Here is a 25361-nt window from a genome sequence, read left to right on the forward strand (position 1 = left end):
CGAGGACTCCACAACCATGGCTATCTTCCTCACCAAGGACAGCAAGGTCATCGTCCAGGGGATGACCGGCGCCACGGGCATGAAGCACACCAAGCTCATGCTGGCCGACGGCACCAACATCGTCGGTGGCGTCAACCCGCGCAAGGCCGGCACGAGTGTCGACTTCGACGGCACCCAGGTGCCCGTCTTCGGCTCCGTCGCCGAGGCGATGGAGAAGACCGGTGCCGACGTGTCGGTGCTCTTCGTGCCGCCGGCCTTCGCGAAGGCCGCCGTCGTCGAGGCGATCGACGCCGAGATCCCGCTGGCCGTCGTGATCACCGAGGGCATCGCGGTCCACGACTCCGCCGCCTTCTGGGCGTACGCGAAGGCCAAGGGCAACAAGACCCGGATCATCGGCCCGAACTGCCCCGGTCTGATCACCCCGGGCCAGTCCAACGCCGGCATCATCCCGGGCGACATCACCAAGCCCGGCCGCATCGGTCTCGTGTCCAAGTCCGGCACGCTGACCTACCAGATGATGTACGAGCTCCGTGACATCGGCTTCTCCTCGGCCGTCGGCATCGGTGGCGACCCGGTCATCGGCACCACGCACATCGACGCGCTCGCCGCGTTCGAGGCCGACCCCGACACCGACCTGATCGTCATGATCGGCGAGATCGGTGGCGACGCGGAGGAGCGGGCCGCGGACTTCATCAAGGCCAACGTCACCAAGCCGGTCGTCGGCTACGTGGCCGGTTTCACCGCGCCCGAGGGCAAGACGATGGGCCACGCCGGCGCGATCGTGTCCGGTTCGTCCGGCACCGCGCAGGCGAAGAAGGAGGCCCTCGAGGCCGCGGGCGTGAAGGTCGGCAAGACCCCGTCCGAGACGGCTCGCCTCGCGCGCGCCGCGCTCAGCGCCTGATCCTCACGGATCCCCGGCCGTGGGCCCGCACCCCTTGGGGTGCGGGCCCACGCCTGTTTTCCCTGCCGCTGACGGTGTGCTGACGGCGTAGAGACAGCGACTTTTCGGCTCTTCCGCTCGAAAAGGTGCATAAGCGTATCTTGGGCGACACGACGGCTATTTGCCTGCTACCAGGACGAAAGCCCTGTTGTTGGCAGCATGGCACCGTGACCCAACATGCCGATCGCAGCACGTCGTCGCCGACGCGCGGCCGGCCCGCGGCAAGCGTTCCGCCCGTCGTGGGCACCGCCTTCTTCGACGGGATGATCGCCGCGGGCCTGGGCCTCGGGGCGTTCGCCGTGGGCGTCCTGGCGCTGTGGATCTCGTCGCCGTACCCCGACGGCGGACCCGCGGCGGCGCTGCGCATCGCCGCCGACCTGTGGCTGCTGGCGCACGGCGCCGATCTCGTACGGACCGAGACGCTCTCCGGGGCGCCCGCGCCGCTCGGCCTGACGCCGCTGCTGCTCACGGCCCTGCCGTGCTGGCTGCTCTACCGAACGGCGCGGCACGCGCTGGACCTCCCGTGCGGGGACGACGAGGCGCGGGCGGCGACGGTGCCGGGGGTGCCGGACGTGACGGAGCTCGTGGACGAGCCCGGGGCCTCGGGCTCGCCGGACGCCTCGGACGCCTCGGACGCCTCGGACGCCTCGGACGCCTCGGACACCTCTGATGCTTCGGATGCTTCGGAGGCCTCTGACGGGCCGGGCCCGTCCGCCGGGCTCACACCGCGCACGGCGATCCTGGCCATGGCCGGCGGCTATCTGCTGGTGGGCGCGTGTGCCGTGCTCTTCGCCTCCTCGGGGACCGTGCGGGTCGCGCCCTGGAGCGCGCTGCTGCATCTGCCGGTGTTCGCGGTGGTGACCGTCGCGGCGGGTGTGTGGACGGCTGCGGGCTGCCCCGGCTGGCCCCGGTCGGGGCCCGTGCGCCGGGTGGTGAACGTGCTGCCCGCGCGGTTGCGCCGGTGGTTCACCCGTCGCCGGACGGTCGCGGCGGTACGGGCGGGAACGGCCGCGACGGCCGTGCTGTTCGGCGGTGCCGCGCTGCTGCTGGCGGGTTCGCTCGCGTGGCACGCGGCGGAGGCCCAGGAAGCGTTGGTCCATCTGACCGAGGACTGGTCGGGGCGGGTGGCGGTGCTGCTGCTGTGCGCGGCGCTGCTGCCGAACGCGGTCGTCTGGGCGGCGGCCTACGGGCTGGGACCCGGCTTCACGGTCGGCGCGGGCAGCGTGGTCGCTCCGCTGGGGGCGGTCGCCTACCCCGCACTGCCGAGCTTCCCGCTGCTCGTGGCCGTTCCGTCGCCGGGGGACGCGGGGCCGCTGATGCTGGTGGTGGCGGCGTTGCTATCGGTCGCGACGGGCGCGGCGGTCGCCCGCTTCACCGTCCCACGGCCCCCCGCCGTGGTGGGCGTGCGGGAGGTGGCCGCGATCGCCGCCCTCGCCGCCGTCGTCTGCGCGGCGGTGACGGCCGCCCTGGCCTTCGCCGCCTCCGGCGCCCTCGGCGCGGCCACGCTCGCGACCTTCGGCCCGCCGTGGTGGCTCTCCGGCGGGGCGGCACTGGCCTGGACCTTCTTGATCGGCGTCCCGGGGGCGTTGGTGCTGCGCTGGCTCCGGCGGGGTGCGGTGGCGCAGCGGCTCCGGCCGCCACGCCCCCCGGCCGCCGACCGGCCCGTTCCGGCGACCACCGACCGGCCCGTGCCGGCGACCGGCAAGGAGACCGCCCCGGAGACGAAGCCCCGGTGGTGGACGGGAGGGGCGCTCGTCCGGGGTGCGGCGGGCTGGCTGGGCTTCGGTGCGCAGCCTGCCGGCGGCGGCGGCGACGACGTCGACGGCGACGGCAAGAAGGCCAAGCCCGTCGTCACCCCTGTCGTCGGCCCCGGGCTGCCCGCGCTGGCCCTGCCGGGCGTGAGGCCGGCCCGGGAGGACGCGGCGCCTGTGGTCCCCGCGGTGGGTACGCCACCGAAGCCGGCGGAGCCGAAGGCCTTGGTGGCGGCGTTGCCGGTACGCCCGGCCCGCGCCGCCGGGCCCGGATCGGAACCGGAAGGCGAACCGGAGCAGCAGGTGGCGGCCGAACGGTCGTGGTGGCCCGGCATGCTGCCGGGGAAGGGCCGCCCGAGCCGCAAGGAGCGCAAGCGCGGTGAGCAGGCCGACCGTGAGCGTCGGCGGGTCCGTACGGAGGGGGAGACGACGGCGGGCGGCGAGGACAGCGCGAACGGCGGCAAGGACGCGGCCGAAGGGAAGTCTCCCAAGGACGGCGACAGGGCTCGGGCGCCTCGGGGCAGTCTGGCCGAGCGCTTCGGCCGCGATGCCAGGACCGGCCGCCGGAACGGCAAGGGCCCCGAGACGCGGGAAGGCGGCAAGGACGCCGCCGCCGGGGACGCCAAGGTCCGGGCGGGCCGGGCGGATCCGGCCGAGCGCGTGGGCCGTGAGGTCCGAGCCGGGCGCAGGAGCCGGGCGGACCGCAGGGGCGGGGGAGACCGCGAGACCAAGGAGGAGGGCGGCAAGGGGCGGGGGGACCGCAAGAAGCGCGGGCCCCGCCACGCGGCGCCGCCCACCCCGACGTTCTCCCCCACGCACCCGGGCACCCCGGACTGGCACGACACCCGCGCCCGGCAACGCCGCTGGGCCGCCCTCAAGGACACCGGCGGCGGCCTCGTCCCCGACTTCGAACCCCGCGACCTGACGAAGCCGACCGACGGCCTGTGACGTTCGCCTGCGGCGAGCGGCACGGGTGGCGCAACCGGCCCGGCGGGCCGGCTCTCTCCGGCGCGGCCCACACCACGGCCCGGCTCCCGCCCTGGCCTCGCACGGCCGGTGTCCCGTGGCCGCCCAGGGCAGGGATCGGTAGCAGCCCGAACGCCGGGCTCCCGGGCCTGGCCTCGCGCGGTCGCCCCTGCCCTGTCCCCGCTCGGGGCAGGGCTCCGGCCGGGGCGTCGGCGGCTGGTTGGCCGTAGCCGAAGCGGCTGCGCCGCGGGCTCGCCCAGCCGGGCCGGCTCTCTCCGCTACGGCCCGGCTCCCGCCGCAGCCGCCTGTCCAGGCAGGTGTGGCCGTTGTCCGCAGCCGACGCGTCCACGCGAGTGGGCGCCCTGCCGAGTGTGCCTCCGGCCCGGCACGGCGGCGCGTTACGCCCCGGCACCAGCCGGGCAGTCGACGCGGCGGCGCGAGCCGATGCCCTGCCGAGCTCGCCTCCGCGCCGGCGCGGCGCCGGGCTACGCCCCGGCTCCAGCCGACGCGGCGGCAGCCCGAAGGCCGGGCCCCTGGGCCGACCCGCCCGGCTCCTCCGGGGCAGCCCGCGGCGCGGCCCGCGCGCCGAGCTCGCCTCCGCGCCCGGCGCGGCGCCTGGTTGCGCCCGGCTCCGGCCGGGACCGCGGCGGCAGCCCGAAAGCCGGGTCGGGCCGACCCGGCCCCGCCCGGCCCCGCCGGGCCGGCGGCGGTCAGTCCTTCTCGCCCAGGAGCGGACGCAACTGCTTCGGGAGGTGGTTCTCGCAGGCCTGGCGGGAGGTTTGAGTGAGGGCGTCGTCGACGCAGGTGTAGTAGTCGCTGTAGACGAACTGGAAGGTGAACGTCGCCGCCACGATGGCCAGTGCGAGGCCGCCCGTGACCAGGCCGCTCACGGCCGCCGTCGTCTGCGGGCGGGAGGCGGTCGCGGTGGGGCCGCCGTTCGGCGGGGGCGGGATGTCCGGGTCCGTGCGCTGGGGCTTGGGCTTGGCGCGGAGGGCGCTGATGCCCCAGTAGAGGGAGAGGGCGCCGAGGAGCAGGGCCACCTGGGGGATGCTGAACAGGGCGAAGAAGAAGCCCCACATGCCGGCGAGCAGGGCGTAGCGGGCCCGCCGCTGGGCCGGGTCGGTGGGGTCCCAGCGGAGCCCGCCCCCGCCCGGGCCGCCGGAGGGGTTCGGGCCGCCCTGGCCCTTGCCGCCGCCGAAGCCGCCGCCCTGGCGGCCCGGCTGGCGGCTGCTCCACTCGCTGCCCCAGGCCGGGGGCGGCTCCTGACCCTCACGGCCGTCCTCACGGCCCTCCTCGGGTCCTTCCCCGGACCCGGATCCTTCCCCGGACCCGGAGGAGTCCCCCTCGGGCCCGCGCCGCGGCTGCCACGGCCGGTCCGGCCGGCCTTCCGGCGGCGCGGCGAAAGGGTTGTCCCGCTGCTCGTCGGACGGCGACGGCGAGGACGGCGGCTGTGCATCGCGCTCGTGCGACATGCGGGCGTTCCTCATCACTGCCCTCCGATGGACGCGGCGGACGCGGGTGACGCGGTGGGCAGCGAGAGGCGGTGAGCCGCGTGGCGGCGTCGGTCCGGCATGTGGAGTGTGTCTTCCCCTTGTGTCGGGCGGTGTCGGCGTCGGTCGGCTTGAGGTCGGTCGCCGTCCGTCGCGCCGGTCGGCGTGTCGGCTTCTGCGTCGGCGGTGTCGGATGTGTCGGATCCCTCGGCGTCCGCCGACGTCCCGGCGGACCCCGCGGGCTCCGCGAGCCCCGCACACCGCAGGTCCCGCGACTCCCGCACATCGAACGTACGGCGGCGTGCCCGGATTCCGCGCCCGGATTCCGCGCGTCGCCCCGGCGCGTCGCGGCCGCACGCCCTTACCGCGTGGTGACCGCGTGGTGCCGAATCCGTACATCGCCTCCGCACATCACTTCGTGCGCTGCTTCCAGACGCTACCTTCCGCGCGCGCCCCCGTCCCGTGGGGGCCGTTCGGAGTGCCGGTATCGTTGCTGGCGGTCGGCGGCTTCGTAGAGTCCCCCGTATTCGGGGACCCCTCCATCTCGTACGACCATACAAACCGCATCACCCGCGAGAAAGGGCCCCGTTGTGGCCTCCCCACCTCCCGCGTCTCCCGGCTCCCGGCGGCACCCCGCACCCGCCCGTCTCGTCGTGCTCGTCTCCGGTTCGGGGACGAATCTGCAGGCCCTGCTCGACGCGATCGCCGCCGATCCGGCCGGCTACGGCGCCGAGGTGGTGGCCGTGGGTGCCGACCGGGACGGCATCGCCGGGCTGGAGCGGGCCGAGCGCGCCGGGCTGCCCACGTTCGTCTGCCGGGTGAAGGACCACCCGACGCGGGACGCGTGGGACCGCGCGCTGACCGAGGCGACGGCGGCGTACGAGCCCGATCTCGTCGTCTCCGCCGGTTTCATGAAGATCGTGGGCAAGGAGTTCCTCGCCCGCTTCGAGGGCCGCGTGGTCAACACCCACCCGGCCCTGCTGCCGAGCTTTCCCGGCGCCCACGGCGTGCGCGACGCGCTCGCCTACGGCGCGAAGGTCACCGGCTGCACCGTCCACTTCGTCGACGACGGCGTCGACACCGGACCGATCATCGCCCAGGGCGTGGTCGAGGTCCGGGACGAGGACGACGAATCCGCGCTGCATGAGCGGATCAAGGAAGTCGAGCGAGAGCTGCTCGTCGATGTCGTGGGGCGCCTGGCCCGTAACGGCTACCGCATAGAGGGACGAAAGGTAAGAATCCCGTGACCGTCGAAGGTACGACCGCCGAAGGTACGAAGCGGCCCATCCGGCGCGCGCTGGTCAGCGTCTACGACAAGACGGGGCTGGAGGAGCTGGCCCGCGGGCTGCACGCGGCGGGCGTCCAGCTCGTCTCGACCGGCTCGACGGCCGGCCGGATCGCGGCGGCCGGGGTCCCGGTCACCAAGGTCGAGGAGCTGACGGGCTTCCCCGAGTGCCTGGACGGGCGGGTCAAGACCCTGCACCCGCGCGTGCACGCCGGCATCCTCGCCGACCAGCGGCTCGACTCGCACCGTGAGCAGCTCGCCGAGCTGGACATCGCGCCCTTCGAGCTGGTGATCGTCAACCTCTACCCGTTCCGGGAGACCGTCGCCTCGGGCGCCGCCCCCGACGAGTGCGTCGAGCAGATCGACATCGGCGGCCCGTCGATGGTCCGCGCCGCCGCCAAGAACCACCCCTCCGTCGCCGTGGTCGTCAATCCCGACCGCTACGCCGATGTGCTGAAGGCCGCCTCCGACGGGGGCTTCGACCTCACGCAGCGCAAGCGGCTCGCCGCCGAGGCGTTCCAGCACACGGCCGCCTACGACGTGGCCGTGGCGAACTGGTTCGCCGACGACTACGCGGCCGACGAGGGCCCCTGGCCGGACTTCACCGCCGTCACCTACGCCCGCAAGCAGGTCCTGCGCTACGGCGAGAACCCGCACCAGCCCGCCGCGCTCTACACCGACGGCACGGGCAAGGGCCTCGCGTACGCGGAGCAGCTGCACGGCAAGGAGATGTCCTACAACAACTACGTCGACACCGAGGCCGCGCGCCGGGCGGCGTACGACCACACCGACCCCTGCGTCGCGATCATCAAGCACGCCAACCCGTGCGGCATCGCCATCGGTTCGGACGTCGCCGAGGCCCACCGCAAGGCCCACGAGTGCGACCCGCTGTCCGCGTTCGGCGGCGTCATCGCCGTCAACAGCCCCGTGTCGGTCGCCATGGCCGAGCAGGTCGCCGAGATCTTCACCGAGGTCATCGTCGCCCCGGCCTACGAGGACGGCGCCGTCGAGGTGCTCGCCCGCAAGAAGAACATCCGCGTGCTGCGCTGCGCCGACGCCCCCGCGGCGCTCGGCGAGACCCGCCCCGTCGAGGGCGGCATCCTGGTCCAGGTCAAGGACCGGCTCCAGGCCGAGGGCGACGACCCGGCCAACTGGACGCTCGCCACGGGCGAGGCGCTGTCCGCCGACGGGCTCGCCGAGCTGGCCTTCGCCTGGCGCGCCTGCCGCGCGGTGAAGTCCAACGCGATCCTGCTGGCCAAGGGCGGCGCGACCGTCGGCGTCGGCATGGGCCAGGTCAACCGCGTCGACTCCGCGAAGCTGGCCGTCCAGCGGGCGGGCGAGGAGCGCGCCCAGGGCGCGTACGCGGCCTCGGACGCCTTCTTCCCCTTCCCGGACGGGCTGGAGGTGCTGACCGCCGCCGGCATCAAGGCCGTGGTCCAGCCGGGCGGTTCGGTCCGTGACGAGCAGGTCGTGGAGGCCGCGAAGGCGGCGGGCGTGACGATGTACTTCACCGGTACCCGCCACTTCTTCCACTAGGGCCTCCGGCGGTTCGCGTGTGCCGCCACGGCCTCCGGTGGTTCGTCTTGCCGCCTGCGTCGGCGGGCGCCCTGCGGGCGCGTCCTCAATCGCGCCACGGCTTGCAGAGCCGCCGATACGACCGGAGGCCGCACCCCGTGCGGGGTGCGGCCTCCGGCTCCGGCGGTCCGCGGCGCTCAGTAGCGAGGACGCTGGAACCACTCGGACGACGCGCGCTTGGCCGCGAAGACGATCACCAGGATCGACGCGACCAGGGTCACCAGGCCGAGCCCGTACATCACCGAGGTGATCAGACCGCTGATGATGCCGAACGAGGAGTAGACGATCGAGCCGACGCGGACGCCGTTGCGGCCCTTGCCGTAGCGTGCGGCGAGGATGATGCCGATGATCGCGAAGACGGCGGCCAGCAGGACGAAGAAGGCGATGACGCCCTTTCCGGCGTCGATGACCGTGTCCACGTCCACCTCCTCGCCGTTCGCGGTGCGGACGGTGCCCCCCGAGCCTTCCTTCTCGACCGCGTCGTCGATCGCGGCGATCGCGGTGGCGAAGAGGCCCGCGAGCACGACGTGGACGCCGGCGATGACGTACATCAGGACGCGGGCGGCCTTGGTGAGGCCGGGCATCGCGAACGGCTGGCCGTAGGGCGCGCCGTTGTACCCGCCGCCCTGATCCTGCGGGAAGGGGGCGTACGGCTGGCCGGGCTGGCCCGGGATGCCCTGAGGGGCCTGCTGCGGGTAGCCGTAGCCGGGCTGGCCCTGCGGGGGCTGCTGCCCGTACGGGTTGTTCTGGTCGCCGAAGCTCATGGTGAGGGAGTTCCTCCGTAGTCGTGCGGGGACGGCGCGGACATCAGGAGGAGAGATTGCAGAGCGGTCCGCCCCCCGTCACAGCCCGCGGCACTGCCGGATCATCGTTGTTGGGCTCTTGACATTTGTCCAGCCGATACCCGTATGCGTTGTACAAGGACCACGGTCAGTGAAAACCACCGTGAACATCACCGGGGCGGGCCCCGCCCGGATTGGAACGAGGGCCGCCCCATCCTGGAGGATGAACCCATGACCGCCCAGATTCTCGATGGCAAGGCCACCGCCGCCGCGATCAAGTCCGAACTCACCGTCCGCGTGGAGGCGCTGAAGGCCAGGGGTGTCACGCCCGGCCTGGGCACCCTCCTCGTCGGCGACGACCCCGGCAGCAAGTGGTACGTGGCCGGCAAGCACCGCGACTGCGCGCAGGTCGGCATCGGGTCGATCCAGCGCGAGCTGCCCGACACCGCCACGCAGGAGGAGATCGAGGCGGTCGTCCGCGAGCTGAACGACAACCCCGAGTGCACGGGCTACATCGTCCAGCTCCCCCTCCCCAAGGGCATCGACACCAACCGGGTGCTGGAGCTCATGGACCCGGCCAAGGACGCGGACGGGCTGCACCCGATGAGCCTGGGCCGGCTCGTGCTCAACGAGAAGGGCCCGCTGCCCTGCACCCCGTACGGCATCATCCAGCTGCTGCGCCACCACGGCGTCGAGATCAACGGCGCGCACGTCGTGGTCGTCGGCCGCGGTGTCACCGTCGGCCGCTCGATCGGCCTGCTGCTGACCCGCAAGTCCGAGAACGCCACGGTCACCCTCTGCCACACCGGCACCCGTGACCTGTCCGCGCAGCTCCGCCAGGCCGACATCATCGTCGCCGCGGCGGGCGTGCCGCACCTGGTCAAGCCGGAGGATGTGAAGCCGGGCGCAGCAGTCCTGGACGTCGGCGTCAGCCGGGACGAGCACGGGAAGATCGTCGGTGACGTCCACCCGGGCGTGGCCGAGGTCGCGGCCTGGATCTCCCCGAACCCGGGCGGCGTGGGCCCGATGACGCGGGCGCAGCTGCTGGTGAACGTGGTGGAGGCCGCGGAGGCGGCCGAGGCCGCCGGTCGCGCGGCCGGAAGCGCCGATGAGTCCTGAGCGGGGACCCTCCGGGTCGGCACGTGGTTCCGAGGGTGACCACCCCGGGCCTTCGGCTTCCGGGAAGCGGTCGCGCCCTGCGGGCGGGGCACGTCCCGGCCCTGAGTCCGCGAACGGTTCCGGATCCGGACGGCGCCCCGAGTCCGGGGCGCGGTCCGAGGACGGGCAGCGGTCCGGGCCCGAGCGTCGTCCGGAGCCCGGCAAGCGGTCCGAGGCAGGAGAGGGCGCCGGGGCCGCCAACGGTGCTGCGTCCGCGAACGGTGCCGGGGCCGTGAACGGCGCCGGGTCCGCCAAGCGTCCCGCGACCGGAGAGGCCGCCGCTTCGGGCCGTGCCGTCGCCGCGACGCGCACCGGGCCCGGTGGGCGACCCGGGTCGGGCAAGTCCTCCGAGGCCGCCGAAGGCCACGGCTCGGGGCCCGGGAAGTCGCGTCGTTTCCAGGCGGTCACGCGGGACACCGCGCGTCCCGAGGGCGGCGGCCGGGCCGCGCCCGGGGACGCGCCCGCCCCGGCGCGGCAGTGGCCGCTGCTCGCCGTGCTGGGCGCGACGGGACTGGGGCTGCTGCTCGTCGCGTTCGACGCGTTCCGGGTCGGCACGCTCCTGATCGGCCTGGCGATGATCGGCGGCGCCGCCCTGCGCTGGGCGCTGCCGTCCGTGGGCATGCTGGCCGTACGGTCGCGGTTCACCGACATGTTCACGTACGGCGGCCTGGGCGTGTCCATCGTGCTGCTCGCCCTGATGGCGCAGCCGAAGGCGTGGCTGAAGATCCCGTTCCTGGACGACATCCTGCACTTCACCGTGCGCTGACGCAGACATAGACGCAGGCACAGCCGCAGACGCGCGCAAGGCGACGGCCGGTCCTCCACCCCCGTGGGAGGACCGGCCGTCGCCTTTTTTGAGGATCATGACCGTGCCGGTCCCGATCAAGGTCCGATGGCGCTCTGTGGCGCGGAGGTGACCGTTTCGGTACGAGGTCCCCATCGCGTACCGGATGTCCGCGGGATGTGACGAAAGCGCAGTGCGGCGCACGCCGGGGCGGAGTGTTCCGGCGACGTCAAGGGGGCGTGCGCCCGTGCGCGTGACGCATGTGATCAACCGCAAATACTCCCGTGCGCCCCGGCGTTGGGAACTGATATGCCGAGTCGTGGCATCCCTGTGGGCAGTCAGCACCGAAGCTGTGGAGTGGGCGCGTAAGGGGTAGGAAAGGGCACGGAAAAGTAACCGGAAGGGCAGGGCAAGGTTCACCGTAGACACCGGGGGACAGGGGAGGGCAATGCCTCGCTGGAAGGCGCTACCGGAGGAACTCGACCCGCAGGTGCGCGAGTTCGCCGAGCAGCTGCGCAGACTCGTCGAACGCAGCGGTCTGAGCGTCGCCGCCGTCGCGGACCGCACGGGCTACAGCAAGTCGTCGTGGGAGCGCTATCTGAACGGGCGGCTGCTGCCGCCGCGCGCGGCGGCCGAGGCGCTGGCCGAGGCGACGGGCACCGACGTCGGCCACCTGAGCACGATGTGGGAGCTGGCCGAGCGCTCCTGGAGCCGTGCGGAGCTGCGGCACGACGCGACCCTCGACGGGATGCGGGTCGCCCAGGCCCGTGCCGCGCTGGGCGAGTTCGGCCCGCCGGCCGCGAGCCCGGTGCCCCGCGAGCCCGGCGGTTACCACGCGGACCCGATAGGCCCGCAGATAGAACCGCACATAGGGCCGCGGCAGGGCAGGCCGGAGCAGATACGATCCGCCGCGGCGCTGCCTCCGGCGAGGGCCGGGCAGTCGCCCGACGTGCGCTCGGCCGCCATCCCGGACGACCGGCGGCCGCGCGCCCATGTCGCCCTGTTCCTGACCGGTGTCCTCGGCGCCCTGCTCGTCGTCGCCGCCGCGCTGCTGCTCTTCGGTATGGACGACGACGACACGGGCCGGCAGGCCGGGCCGGGCACGTCGCCGAGCGGCAGCGTCGTCGGGCTGCCCGCCGGGGTGAAGTGCTCGGGAGCGGACTGCGCGGGCAAGGACCCGGAGACCATGGGCTGCGGCGGCCGTCATGCCACCACGGCCGGCTCCGCGACCATAGGGACCTCCTATCTGGAGGTCCGCTACAGCAAGGTCTGCGGCGCGGCCTGGGCCCGCATCACCAAGGCCGTCCCCGGTGACACGCTGCGGGTCAGCGCGGCGGCCGGCGGTGGGGTGGCGGCCCGTTCGGAGGACGGCCGGGTCGACCGGGACGCCGACGGCTACACCCGCATGGTCACGGTCGCCGGCCCCGAGCGGGCCTCGGCCTGCGCGACGCTGACGACGGGGCGCAAGGGGTGCACCGTCCCGCGGTCGGCGTCCGCTGCCGGCTAGGACGCCGACCTTGCCCCTCGGGGGTTGTGGTGGGTGCACCTCCGCTGCGCGGTGGTGTCCTCAAACGCCGGACGGGCTTGATGTGGCTGAGCTCAGCCGATTCCAGCCCGTCCGGCGTTTGAGGACGCGCCCGCAGGGCGCTTGCCGCCGCAGGCGGCACCGGCGGCACCCGCGGCCCGCGGGACGGCCCCTAACCGAAAGATCCGCCGGATTACGCACTCGTGAGGCGTCCCACACAGGGTCGGCGGTTCACGGGGGGCGCGGTCGGATAGCCTGACGCCGGGTCTCTTGACACCGAGAGAGATCCCCACAAATGGGCAGGGACACCCAACCCCAGTTCGCAGCAGGAGACCGCCATGACCCGCACTCCCGTCAATGTCACCGTTACCGGCGCGGCCGGTCAGATCGGCTACGCGCTGCTCTTCCGCATCGCCTCCGGTCACCTCCTCGGCGCGGACGTGCCGGTCAAGCTGCGGCTGCTGGAGATCCCGCAGGGCCTCAAGGCCGCCGAGGGCACCGCCATGGAGCTCGACGACTGCGCCTTCCCGCTCCTCCAGGGCATCGAGATCACCGACGACCCGAACGTCGGCTTCGACGGTGCGAACGTGGCCCTCCTCGTCGGCGCCCGCCCCCGCACCAAGGGCATGGAGCGCGGCGACCTGCTCGAGGCCAACGGCGGCATCTTCAAGCCCCAGGGCAAGGCCATCAACGACCACGCCGCGGACGACATCAAGGTCCTCGTCGTCGGCAACCCGGCCAACACCAACGCGCTCATCGCGCAGGCCGCCGCCCCGGACGTACCGGCCGAGCGCTTCACCGCGATGACCCGCCTGGACCACAACCGCGCGCTCTCGCAGCTCTCGAAGAAGACCGGTGTCCCGGTCTCCGAGATCAAGAAGCTGACGATCTGGGGCAACCACTCCGCCACCCAGTACCCGGACATCTTCCACGCCGAGGTCGCGGGCAAGAACGCCGCCGAGGTCGTGAACGACGAGCAGTGGCTGGGCGAGACCTTCATCCCGACCGTCGCCAAGCGCGGTGCCGCGATCATCGAGGCCCGTGGCGCGTCCTCGGCCGCCTCCGCCGCCAACGCCGCCATCGACCACGTCCACACCTGGGTCAACGGCACCGCCGCCGGCGACTGGACCTCCATGGGTATCCCCTCGGACGGCTCCTACGGCGTGCCCGAGGGTCTCATCTCCTCCTTCCCGGTCACCTGCAAGGACGGCAAGTACGAGATCGTCCAGGGCCTGGACATCAACGCCTTCTCCCGCGCCCGCATCGACGCCTCGGTGCAGGAGCTCGCGGAGGAGCGCGACGCGGTCCGCGGTCTCGGCCTCATCTGACGCCGACTCCGTCGGCCGGAGGCCGGCGCAGCTCTCTCGAAGCCCGTGAGGCCCTCCGGGGCCGAGCGGTGCGAGAGGAGCGTCGGGCATAGTGCGCGACGCTGTCCGCGGTCTCGGTCTCATCTGAGCCGCGCCTGATCTGATCAACCCGCTTTTCGTACGGGCGTACTGACGTACGTCCGTACGGGGTGCTTTTCGGCCCGTCATTTGCCTCCGGCAGGGGGTCGATGGCGGGCCTTCTGGCTTATTCTGGATTCTCCGAAAATCCGTCAACTCCTGCACCTTCGCAGGTGAGTTCGACGATCGGGGGACGCATGACCCAGTCCGGTCCACATGACTCCCGCACGGAGGCCACACGGCTGCTGTGCGCGGGTGTCTATCTCGACGCGGACTTCCGCCGCCGCGTCATCGAAGAGCTGGTGGAACACGAGGAAAGACCCATCGCACCGTCGCTCGGCATCGACGTCGTGCCGGTGCTCGCCCACGCCTTAAGAGCCCGCGGGCAGGAGGTGCTGACCGCGCTCCTTCTGCTCGCTCTGTGGGTCGCCTTCTTCGCCGTCGACCTGTCCACCGGCACCGGCGGGGTGCTGGGGGTGCCGGGGGTGTGGGCGTTCATGTACGCCGTGGTCTGCCTGGGCGCCTGGTCCGCGCGGGCCGCCGCCGGGCGCGGGACGGCGGTGTACGTCGTCGACAAGTCGACCCTCCGCCAGGCCCTCAAGGGCAGCGGCGGTCTGAAGAGGCTGCTGCCCGTCGCCCCGCCCGTGCTCATGATCGGTTATTGGCTGCTCGCCGTCGTAGCGCTCTTCCAGGGCGGCAACGACTGGGTGGCCGTGCTCTTCCCGCTGCTGCTGGTCCTGCCGGTGTGGCTGCACCGCTCGCGGGTCGCGGCCGTCATGCGGATGGAGCTGGGCCGTGAGGCCTTCCACCACCGGCCCCGGGCCGTGCCGGCCGGCCGCTATCGGCGGATCGGGGTCTCCATCGACCGCGAGCAGTACGCGGGGCTGACCATCTACGACCCCTTCCGGCCCTTCATCGGCATGGGCCAGCCGTACGAGCCGTGGTCGTTCGCCCTGGAGCTCAAGCGCTCGGGGCTCGCCAAGTCCGACGACGAGCCGTTCACCGGCCGCACCGTCGTGGAGCTGATCCGGCCCCGGCTGGAGGCGCTGCGCGACTCGGCCGCCGAGACCAGCCGCGACCGGCTCAAGGACCTGGAGATCGAGGAGTTCGTCTATCTGCCCGTCGGCCCGCAGCGGCCCGCCGTGCGCTACGACGAGCCGACCGTGCGGGCGCATCTGCGTGAATCCGTCGACGAGGGCGGCGAGGCGCGGCGGCATTTCCTGCGGGTGCGCGTCGGTGCGTGGGACGAGCAGATCGTGGTGTCCGTGCTGGTCAGGGTGCACACGCAGGGCGGGATGCTGGTGCTGGAAGTGGTGCCGCACGTCCTGACGCCGATCCGGCCGGAGTTCCGCGCGGTCGATGTGATCGCGGCGCGCGGCGAGGAGGACATCCTGCGCGACGGCGCGCGGGCGCTGCTGACCGGTCCCGCCGCCGGGTTCGCCGCGGCCGTCTCGGCGGTCCGTACGGGCATCACCCTCTTCCGGACCTGGCTGGCGGATCCGCGGCGCGCGGTGCCGGACGGTCCGGCGGGGTCGGTGCGGGAGCTGGCCGGGGTGCGCACCGTCTCGCTGTTCCAGGAGATGGACATCAGCCGTTACGTGAAGACGGTCCAGGACCGGATCGCGAGCGGTGTGCGGGACGCGCTGCGTTCCAAGGGATATGAGACGGATCAGTTCGAGCAGCAGATCGTGCAGATCAGCGAGGGCGGTGTCTTCATCGGCTCGATGAGCGGCGGTGCGGTGGCCACGGGCAGTGGCGCGCAGGCCAAGCACGTGGCGGGAGGCGTCGGCCAATGACGGACGAACAGCGCGATCAGCGCGAACAGCGCGAGCGCGAGGGACGCGAGGGGCGCGAGGGGCGCGGGAAGGTCGGCGGGGTGGCCGTGGGGCGGTTCACCGGCGGTGCCATCACCACCGGTCACGGCTCCCGTGCCGAGGACCGGTCGGAGCGCGTCGGGCAGGGCGCCGAGCGGGAGACCGGTCCCGTGGCCGTACCGCAGTCGGTGCCGGAGGACGGCGGGGTGGCCGTCGGGGAGATGGCGGGCGGCGCCGTCGCCACGGGCACCGATGCCGAAGCGGTGTACGCCTCCCGGGAGTTGCTGTCCGCGTCCCCTGAATTGCTGGCGGCCGTGCGGATGCTGCGGCAGCAGTTGCCGCTGCTCGCGCGGGCGGAGGGTGACGGGCTCGACCGCTGTGACGGGCAGTTGGCGGAGCTGGAGGAGGAGGTGGTGCGGACCGGCCGGGCCGAGCGCGGGCGGCTGGTGCGGCTGCGGGCGCTGCTGACCGGCGGGGCCACGACCGCCGGGGGACTGGCGTCGGCCATAGCCGTCGTCCAGGCGATCAGCGGGCTGCTCGGGTGAGGGGGCGGGGAACATGAGTTATTGGGACGCGGACCGGCAGCAATGGGTCGAGGGCTTACCGCCCACACCACTGCCGGCCCGCCCTGCCCGCCGGCCCTCGCCGGAGGCCGAGACCGAGACCGGCATGGGCCCGGTCCCCCCGGACGGGTTCCCCCCGGACGGGCTGCCGCCGGAGGAGCCGTACTACCCGGACGAGCCGGAGGGCCTGCCCGACGGCCCCTCCCACGCGTCGATCCTGGCCGGAGTGATGGCCGGGGTGCTGCTGGCGAGCGGGATCGGCATCGGGGCCTGGGCGCTCCTGCGGGACGACGACGGCGGCGATTCCTCGACCGGCGAGTCCGTGCCCAGCCTGAGCGCCCCGGCGACCCCGGGCCCCACGTCCGACGGTTCGAGTGTGACCGGGGGCACCACCACCGGCGGCACCACGACCGGGGGCACCACCTCGGGGGGCACCACGACGGGCGGCACCGGGGGCTATCCGTACACCCCGTCGCCCACGAGTCCCGGCACCCTGTCGGGCACCCCCGGAGCGCCGCCGGGATATCTGCGCACCGACGACCCGGCCGGGTTCCGTCTCGACGTGCCCCGGAACTGGCGGCGCAGCACGGAGGGCGCCAGCGTCTTCTACAAGACGCCGGACACCAAGAGCCTGATCCAGGTCTTCACGCTGAACGGCCCGGAGGGCACTCCGTACGAATCGCTGGTGGCGACGGAGAAGACGGTCTCCAAGAACAAGGACTACCGACGGCTGAGCCTGGCAAGGGTCAGTGGAAGGGTGGGTGACACGGCGGAGCTGGAGTACACCTACGAGCGGGACGACGGCAGCGTGCGGCACATCATCGTCCACGCCTTCACCGGGCCCGACCGGCGGCAGTACGCGCTGCTGGTCGCCGGGCCCGTGCATGTCTGGGACGCGCACCTGGAGATCTTCAAGGTGGTCCTGCGGTCGTTCTGCCCGGCCGGCTACTGCTCGTCGTAGCTCGCGCCGGTAGCTCACGGAGTGACCCGCAGTCATCACACAGAGTCCCGACCGGAGTGACTCGGGTCACTCTTTGTGAAGGAAGTGGCATAGGTTTTCCCCTTCCGGTTAGGGGCGTCCCGTTGCCGAGTCCGACTTTGCTCGGTCGGTAACGGGACGTTTCGGAAATCGGAAGGCAGAAGAGACATGTCGTCAGTCGAGACCATCCATGTGGACGGGGCGTGGCGCGCCGCCGCGTCCGGCGCGCAGCGGGAGGTCCTCGACCCCGCAGACGCCAAGACACTCGCCGTGGTGTCCGAGGGCGGCACGGAGGACACCGACGCCGCCGTCGCCGCGGCCCGGCGCGCGTTCGACTTCGGCCCCTGGCCGCACACGCCCGTCGCCGAGCGCGCCGCGCTGCTGCGCCGCGTGGCCGACCTCCTCCGGCGCGACCGCGAGACCATCGCGCTGACCGAGAGCCGCGACACCGGCAAGACCCTCGAAGAGGGCCGCACCGACGTCGACTGCGTCGCCGACGCCTTCCGCTACTTCGCCGACCTCGTCGTGGGCGAGGGCCCCGGTCGCGTCGTCGACGCGGGCACCACCGACGTCCACAGCGTCGTCGTGCACGAGCCGGTCGGCGTCTGTGCACTGATCACCCCCTGGAACTACCCGCTCCTCCAGGCCAGCTGGAAGATCGCCCCGGCGCTCGCCGCGGGCAACACCTTCGTCATCAAGCCCAGCGAGGTCACCCCGCTGACCACCGTGCAGCTGGTCCGGCTGCTGGTCGAGGCGGGCCTGCCCGACGGCGTCGCGAACCTCGTCACCGGCGCGGGCGACCCGGTCGGTGCCCGCCTCTCCGAGCACCCCGACGTCGACCTCGTCTCCTTCACCGGCGGACTGGCCAGCGGCACCAAGGTCATGCAGGCCGCCGCGCCGACCGTGAAGAAGGTCGCCCTCGAACTCGGCGGCAAGAACCCCAACGTCGTCTTCGCCGACGCCTGCGCCACCGACGAGGACTTCGACACCGCCGTCGACCAGGCCCTCAACGCCGCGTTCATCCACAGCGGCCAGGTCTGCTCGGCCGGCTCCCGCCTCATCGTCGAGGAGTCCGTCAGCGAGCGCTTCGTCGCCGAACTGGCCCGCCGCGCCGAGAAGATCAAGCTCGGCCGGGGCACGGAGGACGGCGTCGAGTGCGGCCCGCTCGTCTCCGCGCAGCAGCTCGACAAGACCGAGGCGTACGTCGCCTCCGCGCTGGCCGAGGGCGCCGCGCTGCGCTGCGGCGGATCCCAGCCCGAGCCGAACGCCGTCCGCCCGGCGGCCGGTTACTTCTACTCGCCGACCGTCCTGGACCGCTGCGACCGCACGATGAAGGTCGTCCGCGAGGAGACCTTCGGTCCCATCCTCACCGTGGAGACCTTCCGCACCGAGGACGAGGCCGTCGCCCTCGCCAACGACACCGAGTACGGGCTCGCGGGTGCCGTCTGGACGAAGGACGCGGGCCGCGCGCGCCGCGTCGCCGGCCGGCTGCGCCACGGCACCGTATGGATCAACGACTACCACCCCTACCTGCCGCAGGCGGAGTGGGGCGGCTTCGGCAAGTCCGGCATCGGGCGCGAGCTGGGGCCGTCCGGACTGGCCGAGTACCGCGAGGCCAAGCACATCTACCAGAACCTCGCGCCGAAGCCGGTGCGCTGGTTCGGAGGCTGAGCCCCGCGCAGCCGGTCGACCGATACCGACGGCCGATGACCGCGGCCACCTGCCCGATGGGGCCGGTGCCGTACGAGCGAAGAACTTTCCCGCCCCCGAGGAGTACCCCCATGCCCCCCGCAGTTGAGAAGATCACCGCCGACTATGTCGTCGTCGGCGGAGGCACCGCCGGATCGGTGATCGCCTCCCGGCTCGCCGAGGACCCGGGCCTGTCCGTGGTCGTGATCGAAGGCGGCCCGTCCGACGTCGACCGTCCCGAGGTGCTCACCCTGCGCCGCTGGCTCGGTCTGCTCGGCGGCGAGCTGGACTACGACTACCCGACCACCGAGCAGCCGCGCGGCAACTCCCACATCCGGCACAGCCGGGCGCGGGTGCTCGGCGGGTGCTCCTCGCACAACACCCTGATCTCCTTCAAGCCGCTGCCCGGCGACTGGGACGAGTGGGCCACCGCCGGGGCCGAGGGCTGGGACGCGGAGTCGATGGACCCGTACTTCGCCCGGCTGCGCAACAACATCGTGCCGGTGGACGAGAAGGACCGTAACGCCATCGCCCGCGACTTCGTCGAGGCCGCCCAGGCGGCGGTCGACGTGCCGCGCGTGGAGGGCTTCAACAAGAAGCCCTTCCACGAGGGCGTCGGCTTCTTCGACCTCGCGTACCACCCGGAGAACAACAAGCGTTCCTCCGCGTCCGTCGCCTACCTCCACCCCCACATGGAGGCCGGTGACCGCCCCAACCTCCGCATCCTGCTGGAGACCTGGGCCTACGAGCTGCAGCTGGACGGCAACCGGGCGACCGGCGTGCGGGTCCGCACCGCGGACGGCACCGAGATGATCGTCGAGGCGGAGCGGGAAGTCCTGCTGTGCGCCGGCGCGGTGGACACCCCGCGGCTGCTGCTGCACTCCGGCATCGGCCCCAAGGCCGATCTGGAGGCGCTGGGCATCCCCGTCAGGCACGACCTGCCGGGCGTGGGCGAGAACCTGCTCGACCACCCCGAGTCCGTCATCGTCTGGGAGACCGACGGGCCGATCCCCGAGAACTCGGCGATGGACTCCGACGCGGGGCTCTTCATCCGCCGCGACCCGGCGGCCAACGGGCCCGATCTGATGTTCCACTTCTACCAGATCCCCTTCACCGACAACCCCGAGCGGCTGGGCTACGAGAAGCCCGAGCACGGCGTGTCGATGACCCCGAACATCCCCAAGCCGCACAGCCGCGGCCGGCTGTACCTGACCAGCGCCGACCCGGCCGTCAAGCCCGCCCTGGACTTCCGGTACTTCACGGACGAGGACGACTACGACGCCCGTACGCTCGTCGACGGCATCAAGATCGCCCGGGAGATCGCCAAGGCCGAGCCGCTCGCGAAGTGGCTCAAGCGCGAGGTGTGCCCCGGCCCGGAGATCACCTCGGACGAGGAGATCAGTGAGTACGCGCGGAAGGTCGCGCACACCGTCTACCACCCGGCCGGCACCTGCCGCATGGGTGCTGTCACCGATGAACTGGCCGTGGTAGACCCCGAGTTGAGGATTCGCGGCCTCGACGGCGTACGCATAGCCGACGCGTCCGTCTTCCCGACGATGCCCGCGGTGAACCCGATGATCGGAGTACTGATGGTGGGGGAGAAGTGCGCCGAACTGCTCGGTGCGGCCACGAGCCTAGGTGGTGATGCGTGATGAGCGCCGACGGTATACAGACCATGGAGGCCGGCATCGGTACCGAGGCCCCGCCCGTTTTCTCCGTCCGCAACCTGTGGAAGGTCTTCGGTCCGAAGGCCGACCGCGTCCCGGACGGCCCGCTGGCCGAGCTGTCGCCCGACGACCTGCGCCGGGAGGCCGGCTGCACGGTCGCCGTCCGTGACGTCTCCTTCGACGTCCGGCAGGGCGAGGTGTTCGTCGTCATGGGCCTGTCCGGCTCGGGCAAGTCCACCCTCGTCCGCTGTCTGACCCGGCTCATCGAGCCGACCTCCGGCGCCATCGCCATCGACGGCGAGGACGTCGTCGGCATGGACCGCGGCCGACTGCGCGATCTGCGCCGGCACCGCGCCGCCATGGTCTTCCAGCACTTCGGTCTCCTCCCGCACCGCACGGTCCTCGACAACGTCGCCTACGGCCTGGAGATCCAGGGCGTCGGCAAGGCCGAACGCCGCGCCAAGGCCATGGAGATGGTCGAGAAGGTCGGCCTCGCCGGCCTGGAGGGCCGCCGCCCCACCCAGCTCTCGGGCGGCCAGCAGCAGCGCGTCGGCCTGGCCCGCGCCCTGGCCGTCGACCCCGAGGTCCTGCTGTTCGACGAGCCGTTCAGCGCGCTCGACCCGATGATCCGCCGGGACATGCAGGAAGAGGTCGTCCGGCTGCACGAGGACGAGGGCCGCACCATGGTCTTCATTACCCACGACCTGTCGGAGGCGCTGCGCGTCGGCGACCGCATCGCGCTGATGCGCGGCGGCCGGATCGTGCAGTGCGGCACCCCCGAGGAGATCGTCGGCTCCCCGGCCGACGACTACGTCCGCGAGTTCGTCCGGGACGTCCCCCGCGAGCAGGTCATCACCGTCCGCCGCGCGATGCGCCCCGCCACCGGCGGCGAGGCCGAGTCGGGCCCCGCCCTGGCCCCCGCCACGACGGTCGCCGACGCGATCGAGGCCGTGGCCCGCACCGGCTCCCCGGCCCGCGTCGTCGACGCCGGGCGCTGCCTGGGCGTCGTCGACCACAAGAGCCTGCTGCGCGTCGTCGCCGGGCTGGACCGAGTGGAGAGGGCGGCGGCATGAGCGCAGGTACGTATCGCACGACGGCCCCCGCGGCCCCGCTCGCGGTGGCGCGCCCCACGGGCCGTCCCGCCCGACCGGACGGGGGGCTCGCATGAGTGCCGCCACTTCTCCGGCGAAGCCGGCCACGAAGGCCACGAAGGTCTCGACGGCCAAGCCCGCCCAGGCCGGCCGCGCCTCCGCTCCCGCGCCCGGCAGAGCCACCGCTGCCGAGGCTCCGGCGGCGTCGGGCAGCCGTAATGTCCTGAGCTTCCTCAGCACCCACCCCGTCGTCCGCAAGCTCCTGCTGCTCGCGATCGCCGCGGCGGTGCTCGTGCCGCTCGCCCACGCCCGCTGGGGCAGCGGAAGCTGGCCGGGCGCGCTGACGGTCGGCCTGGACGAGCCGCTCGGCAAGGTCAGCGACTGGATCATCGACAACCGGGACAGCCACTGGGTGTTCCTGTATTTCTTCGGCCACATCAGCAACGCCATCGTCACCTCCGTGCACGCCGTCTACGTCGTGCTGCTCGCCCTCGGCTGGGCGGGTGTGACGGCCGCCGCGACGCTGCTCGCCTGGCGGGTCGCCGGGGTCAAGGTCGCCGCGACCACCCTGGCGTCGCTCGCCGTGTGCGGGCTGCTGGACATGTGGGTGCCGACGATGCGGACGCTCGCGCTGATGGCCGTGGCCGTCGCCGCGTCCGTCGTCATCGGCGCGCTGCTGGGCCTCGCCGCCGGGCTGTCGGACCGGATGTTCCGCGGACTGCGGCCCGTCCTCGACACCATGCAGGCGCTGCCCGCCTTCGCGTATCTGCTGCCCATCGTGCTGATCTTCGGCATCGGTGTGGCCCCGGCCGTGCTGGCCACGGTCGTCTACGCGGCCCCGCCGATGGCGCGGCTCACCGCGCTGGGGCTGCGCGGCACCGACAAGGGGGTGCTGGAGGCCGTGACGTCGCTCGGCGCCACCGGGCGGCAGCGGCTGCTGACCGCGCGGCTGCCGCTGGCGCGCCGTGAGCTGCTGCTCGGCGTCAACCAGACCATCATGATGGCCCTGTCGATGGCCGTCATCGCCTCCGTCATCGGCGCCGACGGCCTCGGTGACCGCGTCTACCAGGCCCTGTCGACCGTGGACGTCGGCAGCGCCCTGGCCGCGGGCATCCCGATCGTGCTGCTGGCGATCGTGCTGGACCGGACGACCGCCGCCGCGGGCGAGCGCATGGGCACCGAGACCCGGGGGAAGGGCGGACAGCGCTGGGCGCTCGTCGCCGTGGCCACCGCGGCCGTCGCCGTCATCACCCGCGCCATGGGGGCCCTCAGTTGGCCGGACGGCTGGACCGTGGCCATCGCGGCGCCGGTCAACGACGCCAAGGACTGGATGGTCGACCACCTCTACTCCGGCATCCCCGGCATCGGCGGCACCGCCGACTGGGCCGCGCACTACACCGGCTGGGTCCTGGACCCGCTGCGCGACGGTCTGCTGGGCCTGCCCTGGTGGGGCGCACTGGTCATCGTCGCCGCCCTCGCGTGGCTGATCGGCACCTGGCGGACCGCACTGACGGCCGTCCTCGCGATGGGCGCGATCGGTGTGCTCGGCCGCTGGGAAAGCTCCATGGACACCCTTTCGCAGGTGCTCGCGGCCGTCGCCGTGACACTCGTCCTCGGCTTCGCCATCGCCGTCGGCGCCGCGCGCAGCCGCCGCACGGAGCGGCTGCTGCGCCCGGTCCTGGACGTCTTCCAGACGATGCCGCAGTTCGTGTACCTGATCCCCGTCGTCGCCCTGTTCGGCGTGGGCCGGGCCCCGGCGGCGGCCGCCGCGATCGTCTACGCGCTGCCGGCCGTCGTCCGCATCACCAGCCAGGGCCTGCGCCAGGTGAACCCGGGCGCGATGGAGTCCGCCCGCTCGCTCGGCGCGACCAGCGGCCAGCAGCTGCGGCACGTGCAGTTCCCGCTGGCCCGCCCGGAGCTGCTGCTCGCCGTCAACCAGGCCGTGGTGCTGGTGCTGTCCGTCGTCATCATCGGCGGTCTCGTCGGTGGCGGCGCGCTCGGCTACGAGGTCGTCTTCGGCCTCGCCCAGGGCGACCTGGCCACCGGGCTCATGGCCGGTGTGGCCATCGCCTGCCTGGGCCTGATGCTCGACAGGGTCACCCAGCCGACGAAGGCCCGTGCCGGAAAGGGGGCCTGACATGGCTCGCAAACGCGTCATCACCATCGGGGCCGCCCTGGCGGGCAGCCTCGGGCTCCTCGCCGCCACCGGCTGCGGGGCGGCCGACATGACCAAGCAGGCCTCGCCCTACGCCAACGCGGCCGGGGCGAAGACCGTGACCCTGTCCGTCCAGTCGTGGGTGGGCGCCCGCGCCAACACGGCCGTCGCCCAGTACCTGCTGGAGCACGAGCTGGGCTACCGCGTCGACACCGTCCAGGTCGACGAGGTGCCCGCCTGGGACGCGCTCAGCCAGGGCCGCGTGGATGCGATCATGGAGGACTGGGGCCACCCGGAACAGGAACAGCGGTACGTCAAGGACAAGAAGACGATCGCGCCCGGCGGTGACCTCGGGGTCACCGGGCACATCGGCTGGTTCGTCCCCAAGTACTTCGCCGACGCCCACCCGGACGTCCTGGACTGGAAGAACCTCAACAAGTACGCGTCGCAGCTGCGCACGGGCGAGAGCGGCGGCAAGGGCCAGCTGCTCGACGGCTCCCCGTCGTACGTCACCAACGACAAGGCGCTCGTGAAGAACCTGAACCTGGACTACCAGGTCGTCTTCGCGGGCTCCGAGGCGGCGCAGATCACGCAGATCAAGCAGTTCGCCAAGAAGAAGCAGCCTTTCCTCACCTACTGGTACGAGCCCCAGTGGCTCTTCAACGAGGTGCCGATGGTCGAGGTGAAGCTGCCGAAGTACACGGACGCGTGCGCCGAGAAGGGCACGGCCGACCCGGACACGGTCGACTGCGCCTATCCGACGTCGTCGCTGAAGAAGTTCTTCAACGCGGAGTTCACGGAGAAGGGCGGCAAGGCGGCCCGTTTCCTGAAGAACTTCACCTGGTCGAAGAAGGACCAGAACGAGGTCTCGCAGATGATCGCCGAGGAGAAGCTCCCGGCGGAGGAGGCCGCGAAGCGGTGGGTGCAGCGGCACCCGGACGTCTGGAAGGCGTGGCTGCCGTAGGGATGGAAATCCCTACGGCTTGAGGAAGACCGAGGTGTCCAGGTCGAGGCTGAAGGGTTCGGGGAGGTGGAGTTTCTCCCCGAACCCCACGCGGCGCACGTCCCGGTAGCGGCCTTCACCGTCCGGGTTCCAGTGCACCGTGGTGTTCCCGTCGCCGTCGTGCGGGTCCACGAGGAGATAAATGGGCACCTGGGAGTGGGCGAAGCCCCAGATCTTGGGCCCGCGGTCGCGCCGGGCGGTCGACGGCGACGTGATCTCGGCGGCGAGCAGTACGTCCTCGGCGGCGAACCGCCACTCATCGGGATCCCGGAGCAGCGCGTCCGCGGGGCAGACGAGGAGGTCGGGGATGAACCTCTCGTCGGTGGCGGGGAGGAAGACGGTGGTGGTGTTGGTGACTGCCCAGTCGTCCGGCGTGGCCCGGTCGATCAGGCGGTGCAGCTTGCCGTACAGCCAGTTGTGGAAGTTCGTGGGTGACGGTGAGATGACGATCTCCCCCCCGATGAGTTCCGCTCGGTGGCCTTCGGGCACCTCAAGGTGCTCGTAGGCCTCGAGCAGGTGTGCCAGCTCGTGGTCGGGCAGCGGCGCCGTCATCGCGAGACCTCCCATGTCGGGCCCCCTTCTCTGGCCTTGGGTACATGTGCCGGACTGCCATGAGGGGCTTGTCACCATGATGCGCCACGTACCAGTGCCGGACATGAGAAATCGCCCCCCGCGCGGAACGGCGAGCGGGAAGGCGAT

19 protein-coding genes are annotated in these 25361 nt (G+C 72.6%); 16 read left to right on the forward strand and 3 right to left on the reverse strand.

Annotated elements, in window-relative coordinates; translation table 11 throughout:
• The first annotated feature begins 16 nt into the window (after positions 1-16).
• Complete coding sequence (sucD, locus tag JO379_RS20795) at positions 17-901, forward strand: succinate--CoA ligase subunit alpha (protein WP_130879468.1); 885 nt, start codon at positions 17-19, stop codon at positions 899-901.
• A gap of 206 nt (positions 902-1107) precedes the next feature.
• Entirely contained in the window at positions 1108-3639 is a 2532-nt protein-coding gene (locus JO379_RS33370; protein ID WP_443742801.1) for a cell division protein PerM, read from the forward strand.
• 728 nt (positions 3640-4367) lie between these two features.
• Here JO379_RS33370 and JO379_RS20805 read toward each other — a convergent pair.
• Positions 4368-5129: a hypothetical protein gene (locus JO379_RS20805; protein ID WP_209516334.1), complete on the reverse strand. Its 762-nt coding sequence runs from the start codon at positions 5127-5129 to the stop codon at positions 4368-4370.
• A 608-nt stretch (positions 5130-5737) separates the two neighbouring features.
• Here JO379_RS20805 and purN point away from each other — a divergent pair.
• Positions 5738-6394, forward strand: a complete 657-nt coding sequence (gene purN / locus JO379_RS20810) for a phosphoribosylglycinamide formyltransferase (protein WP_130879469.1) — start codon at positions 5738-5740, stop codon at positions 6392-6394.
• On the forward strand, positions 6391-7968 hold the full coding sequence (gene purH / locus JO379_RS20815) for a bifunctional phosphoribosylaminoimidazolecarboxamide formyltransferase/IMP cyclohydrolase (RefSeq protein WP_130879470.1): 1578 nt from the start codon (positions 6391-6393) through the stop codon (positions 7966-7968). The genes purN and purH overlap by 4 nt, the downstream gene beginning before the upstream one ends.
• 176 nt (positions 7969-8144) lie before the next feature.
• Here purH and JO379_RS20820 read toward each other — a convergent pair whose 3' ends face one another.
• Positions 8145-8771, reverse strand: a complete 627-nt coding sequence (locus tag JO379_RS20820; protein WP_130879471.1) for a hypothetical protein — start codon at positions 8769-8771, stop codon at positions 8145-8147.
• 249 nt (positions 8772-9020) lie between these two features.
• Here JO379_RS20820 and JO379_RS20825 point away from each other — a divergent pair, with 249 nt between their 5' ends.
• From JO379_RS20825 to JO379_RS20880, 12 genes are all read left to right on the forward strand, one after another.
• Positions 9021-9908 (forward strand): bifunctional methylenetetrahydrofolate dehydrogenase/methenyltetrahydrofolate cyclohydrolase, encoded by an 888-nt coding sequence (locus JO379_RS20825; RefSeq protein ID WP_130879472.1) that lies wholly within the window; start codon positions 9021-9023, stop codon positions 9906-9908.
• Between the two features lie 271 nt (positions 9909-10179).
• Positions 10180-10713 (forward strand): DUF3017 domain-containing protein, encoded by a 534-nt coding sequence (locus tag JO379_RS20830; protein ID WP_130879473.1) that lies wholly within the window; start codon positions 10180-10182, stop codon positions 10711-10713.
• 466 nt (positions 10714-11179) lie between these two features.
• Positions 11180-12238, forward strand: coding sequence for a helix-turn-helix domain-containing protein (locus JO379_RS20835; protein ID WP_130879474.1), 1059 nt, complete (start codon positions 11180-11182; stop codon positions 12236-12238).
• A gap of 356 nt (positions 12239-12594) precedes the next feature.
• A complete protein-coding gene (locus JO379_RS20840) occupies positions 12595-13584 on the forward strand; it encodes a malate dehydrogenase (RefSeq protein WP_130879475.1) in 990 nt (329 codons plus the stop codon).
• A 314-nt stretch (positions 13585-13898) separates the two neighbouring features.
• Positions 13899-15497, forward strand: coding sequence for an AbeC-like domain-containing protein (locus tag JO379_RS20845; RefSeq protein ID WP_130879476.1), 1599 nt, complete (start codon positions 13899-13901; stop codon positions 15495-15497).
• Positions 15494-16060 carry a hypothetical protein gene (locus JO379_RS20850; protein WP_209516337.1) on the forward strand — a complete coding sequence of 189 codons (567 nt, stop codon included), beginning with the start codon at positions 15494-15496 and terminating at the stop codon, positions 16058-16060. The genes JO379_RS20845 and JO379_RS20850 overlap by 4 nt, the downstream gene beginning before the upstream one ends.
• Positions 16061-16073: 13 nt before the next feature.
• A complete protein-coding gene (locus JO379_RS20855) occupies positions 16074-17039 on the forward strand; it encodes a serine/threonine kinase C-terminal domain-containing protein (protein WP_130879478.1) in 966 nt (321 codons plus the stop codon).
• 186 nt (positions 17040-17225) lie between these two features.
• Positions 17226-18728 carry an aldehyde dehydrogenase family protein gene (locus JO379_RS20860; RefSeq protein WP_130879479.1) on the forward strand — a complete coding sequence of 501 codons (1503 nt, stop codon included), beginning with the start codon at positions 17226-17228 and terminating at the stop codon, positions 18726-18728.
• A 110-nt stretch (positions 18729-18838) separates the two neighbouring features.
• Positions 18839-20398 carry a GMC family oxidoreductase gene (locus tag JO379_RS20865; RefSeq protein ID WP_209516340.1) on the forward strand — a complete coding sequence of 520 codons (1560 nt, stop codon included), beginning with the start codon at positions 18839-18841 and terminating at the stop codon, positions 20396-20398.
• Entirely contained in the window at positions 20398-21486 is a 1089-nt protein-coding gene (locus JO379_RS20870) for a quaternary amine ABC transporter ATP-binding protein (RefSeq protein WP_209516343.1), read from the forward strand. Before JO379_RS20865 ends, JO379_RS20870 begins: the two co-directional genes overlap by 1 nt.
• A 91-nt stretch (positions 21487-21577) precedes the next feature.
• Positions 21578-23641 carry an ABC transporter permease gene (locus JO379_RS20875; RefSeq protein ID WP_130879482.1) on the forward strand — a complete coding sequence of 688 codons (2064 nt, stop codon included), beginning with the start codon at positions 21578-21580 and terminating at the stop codon, positions 23639-23641.
• 1 nt (position 23642) lies between these two features.
• On the forward strand, positions 23643-24623 hold the full coding sequence (locus JO379_RS20880; RefSeq protein ID WP_130879483.1) for an ABC transporter substrate-binding protein: 981 nt from the start codon (positions 23643-23645) through the stop codon (positions 24621-24623).
• A 12-nt stretch (positions 24624-24635) separates the two neighbouring features.
• Here the strand turns inward: JO379_RS20880 and JO379_RS20885 are convergent, their stop codons facing one another.
• The gene (locus tag JO379_RS20885; protein ID WP_209516346.1) at positions 24636-25229 is read right to left on the reverse strand and encodes a Uma2 family endonuclease; all 594 of its coding nucleotides are present in this window, start codon (positions 25227-25229) and stop codon (positions 24636-24638) included.
• Positions 25230-25361: the final 132 nt, after the last annotated feature.

The organism is Streptomyces syringium (assembly GCF_017876625.1).
In the GTDB taxonomy this organism is placed as follows: Bacteria; Actinomycetota; Actinomycetes; order Streptomycetales; family Streptomycetaceae; genus Streptomyces; species Streptomyces syringius.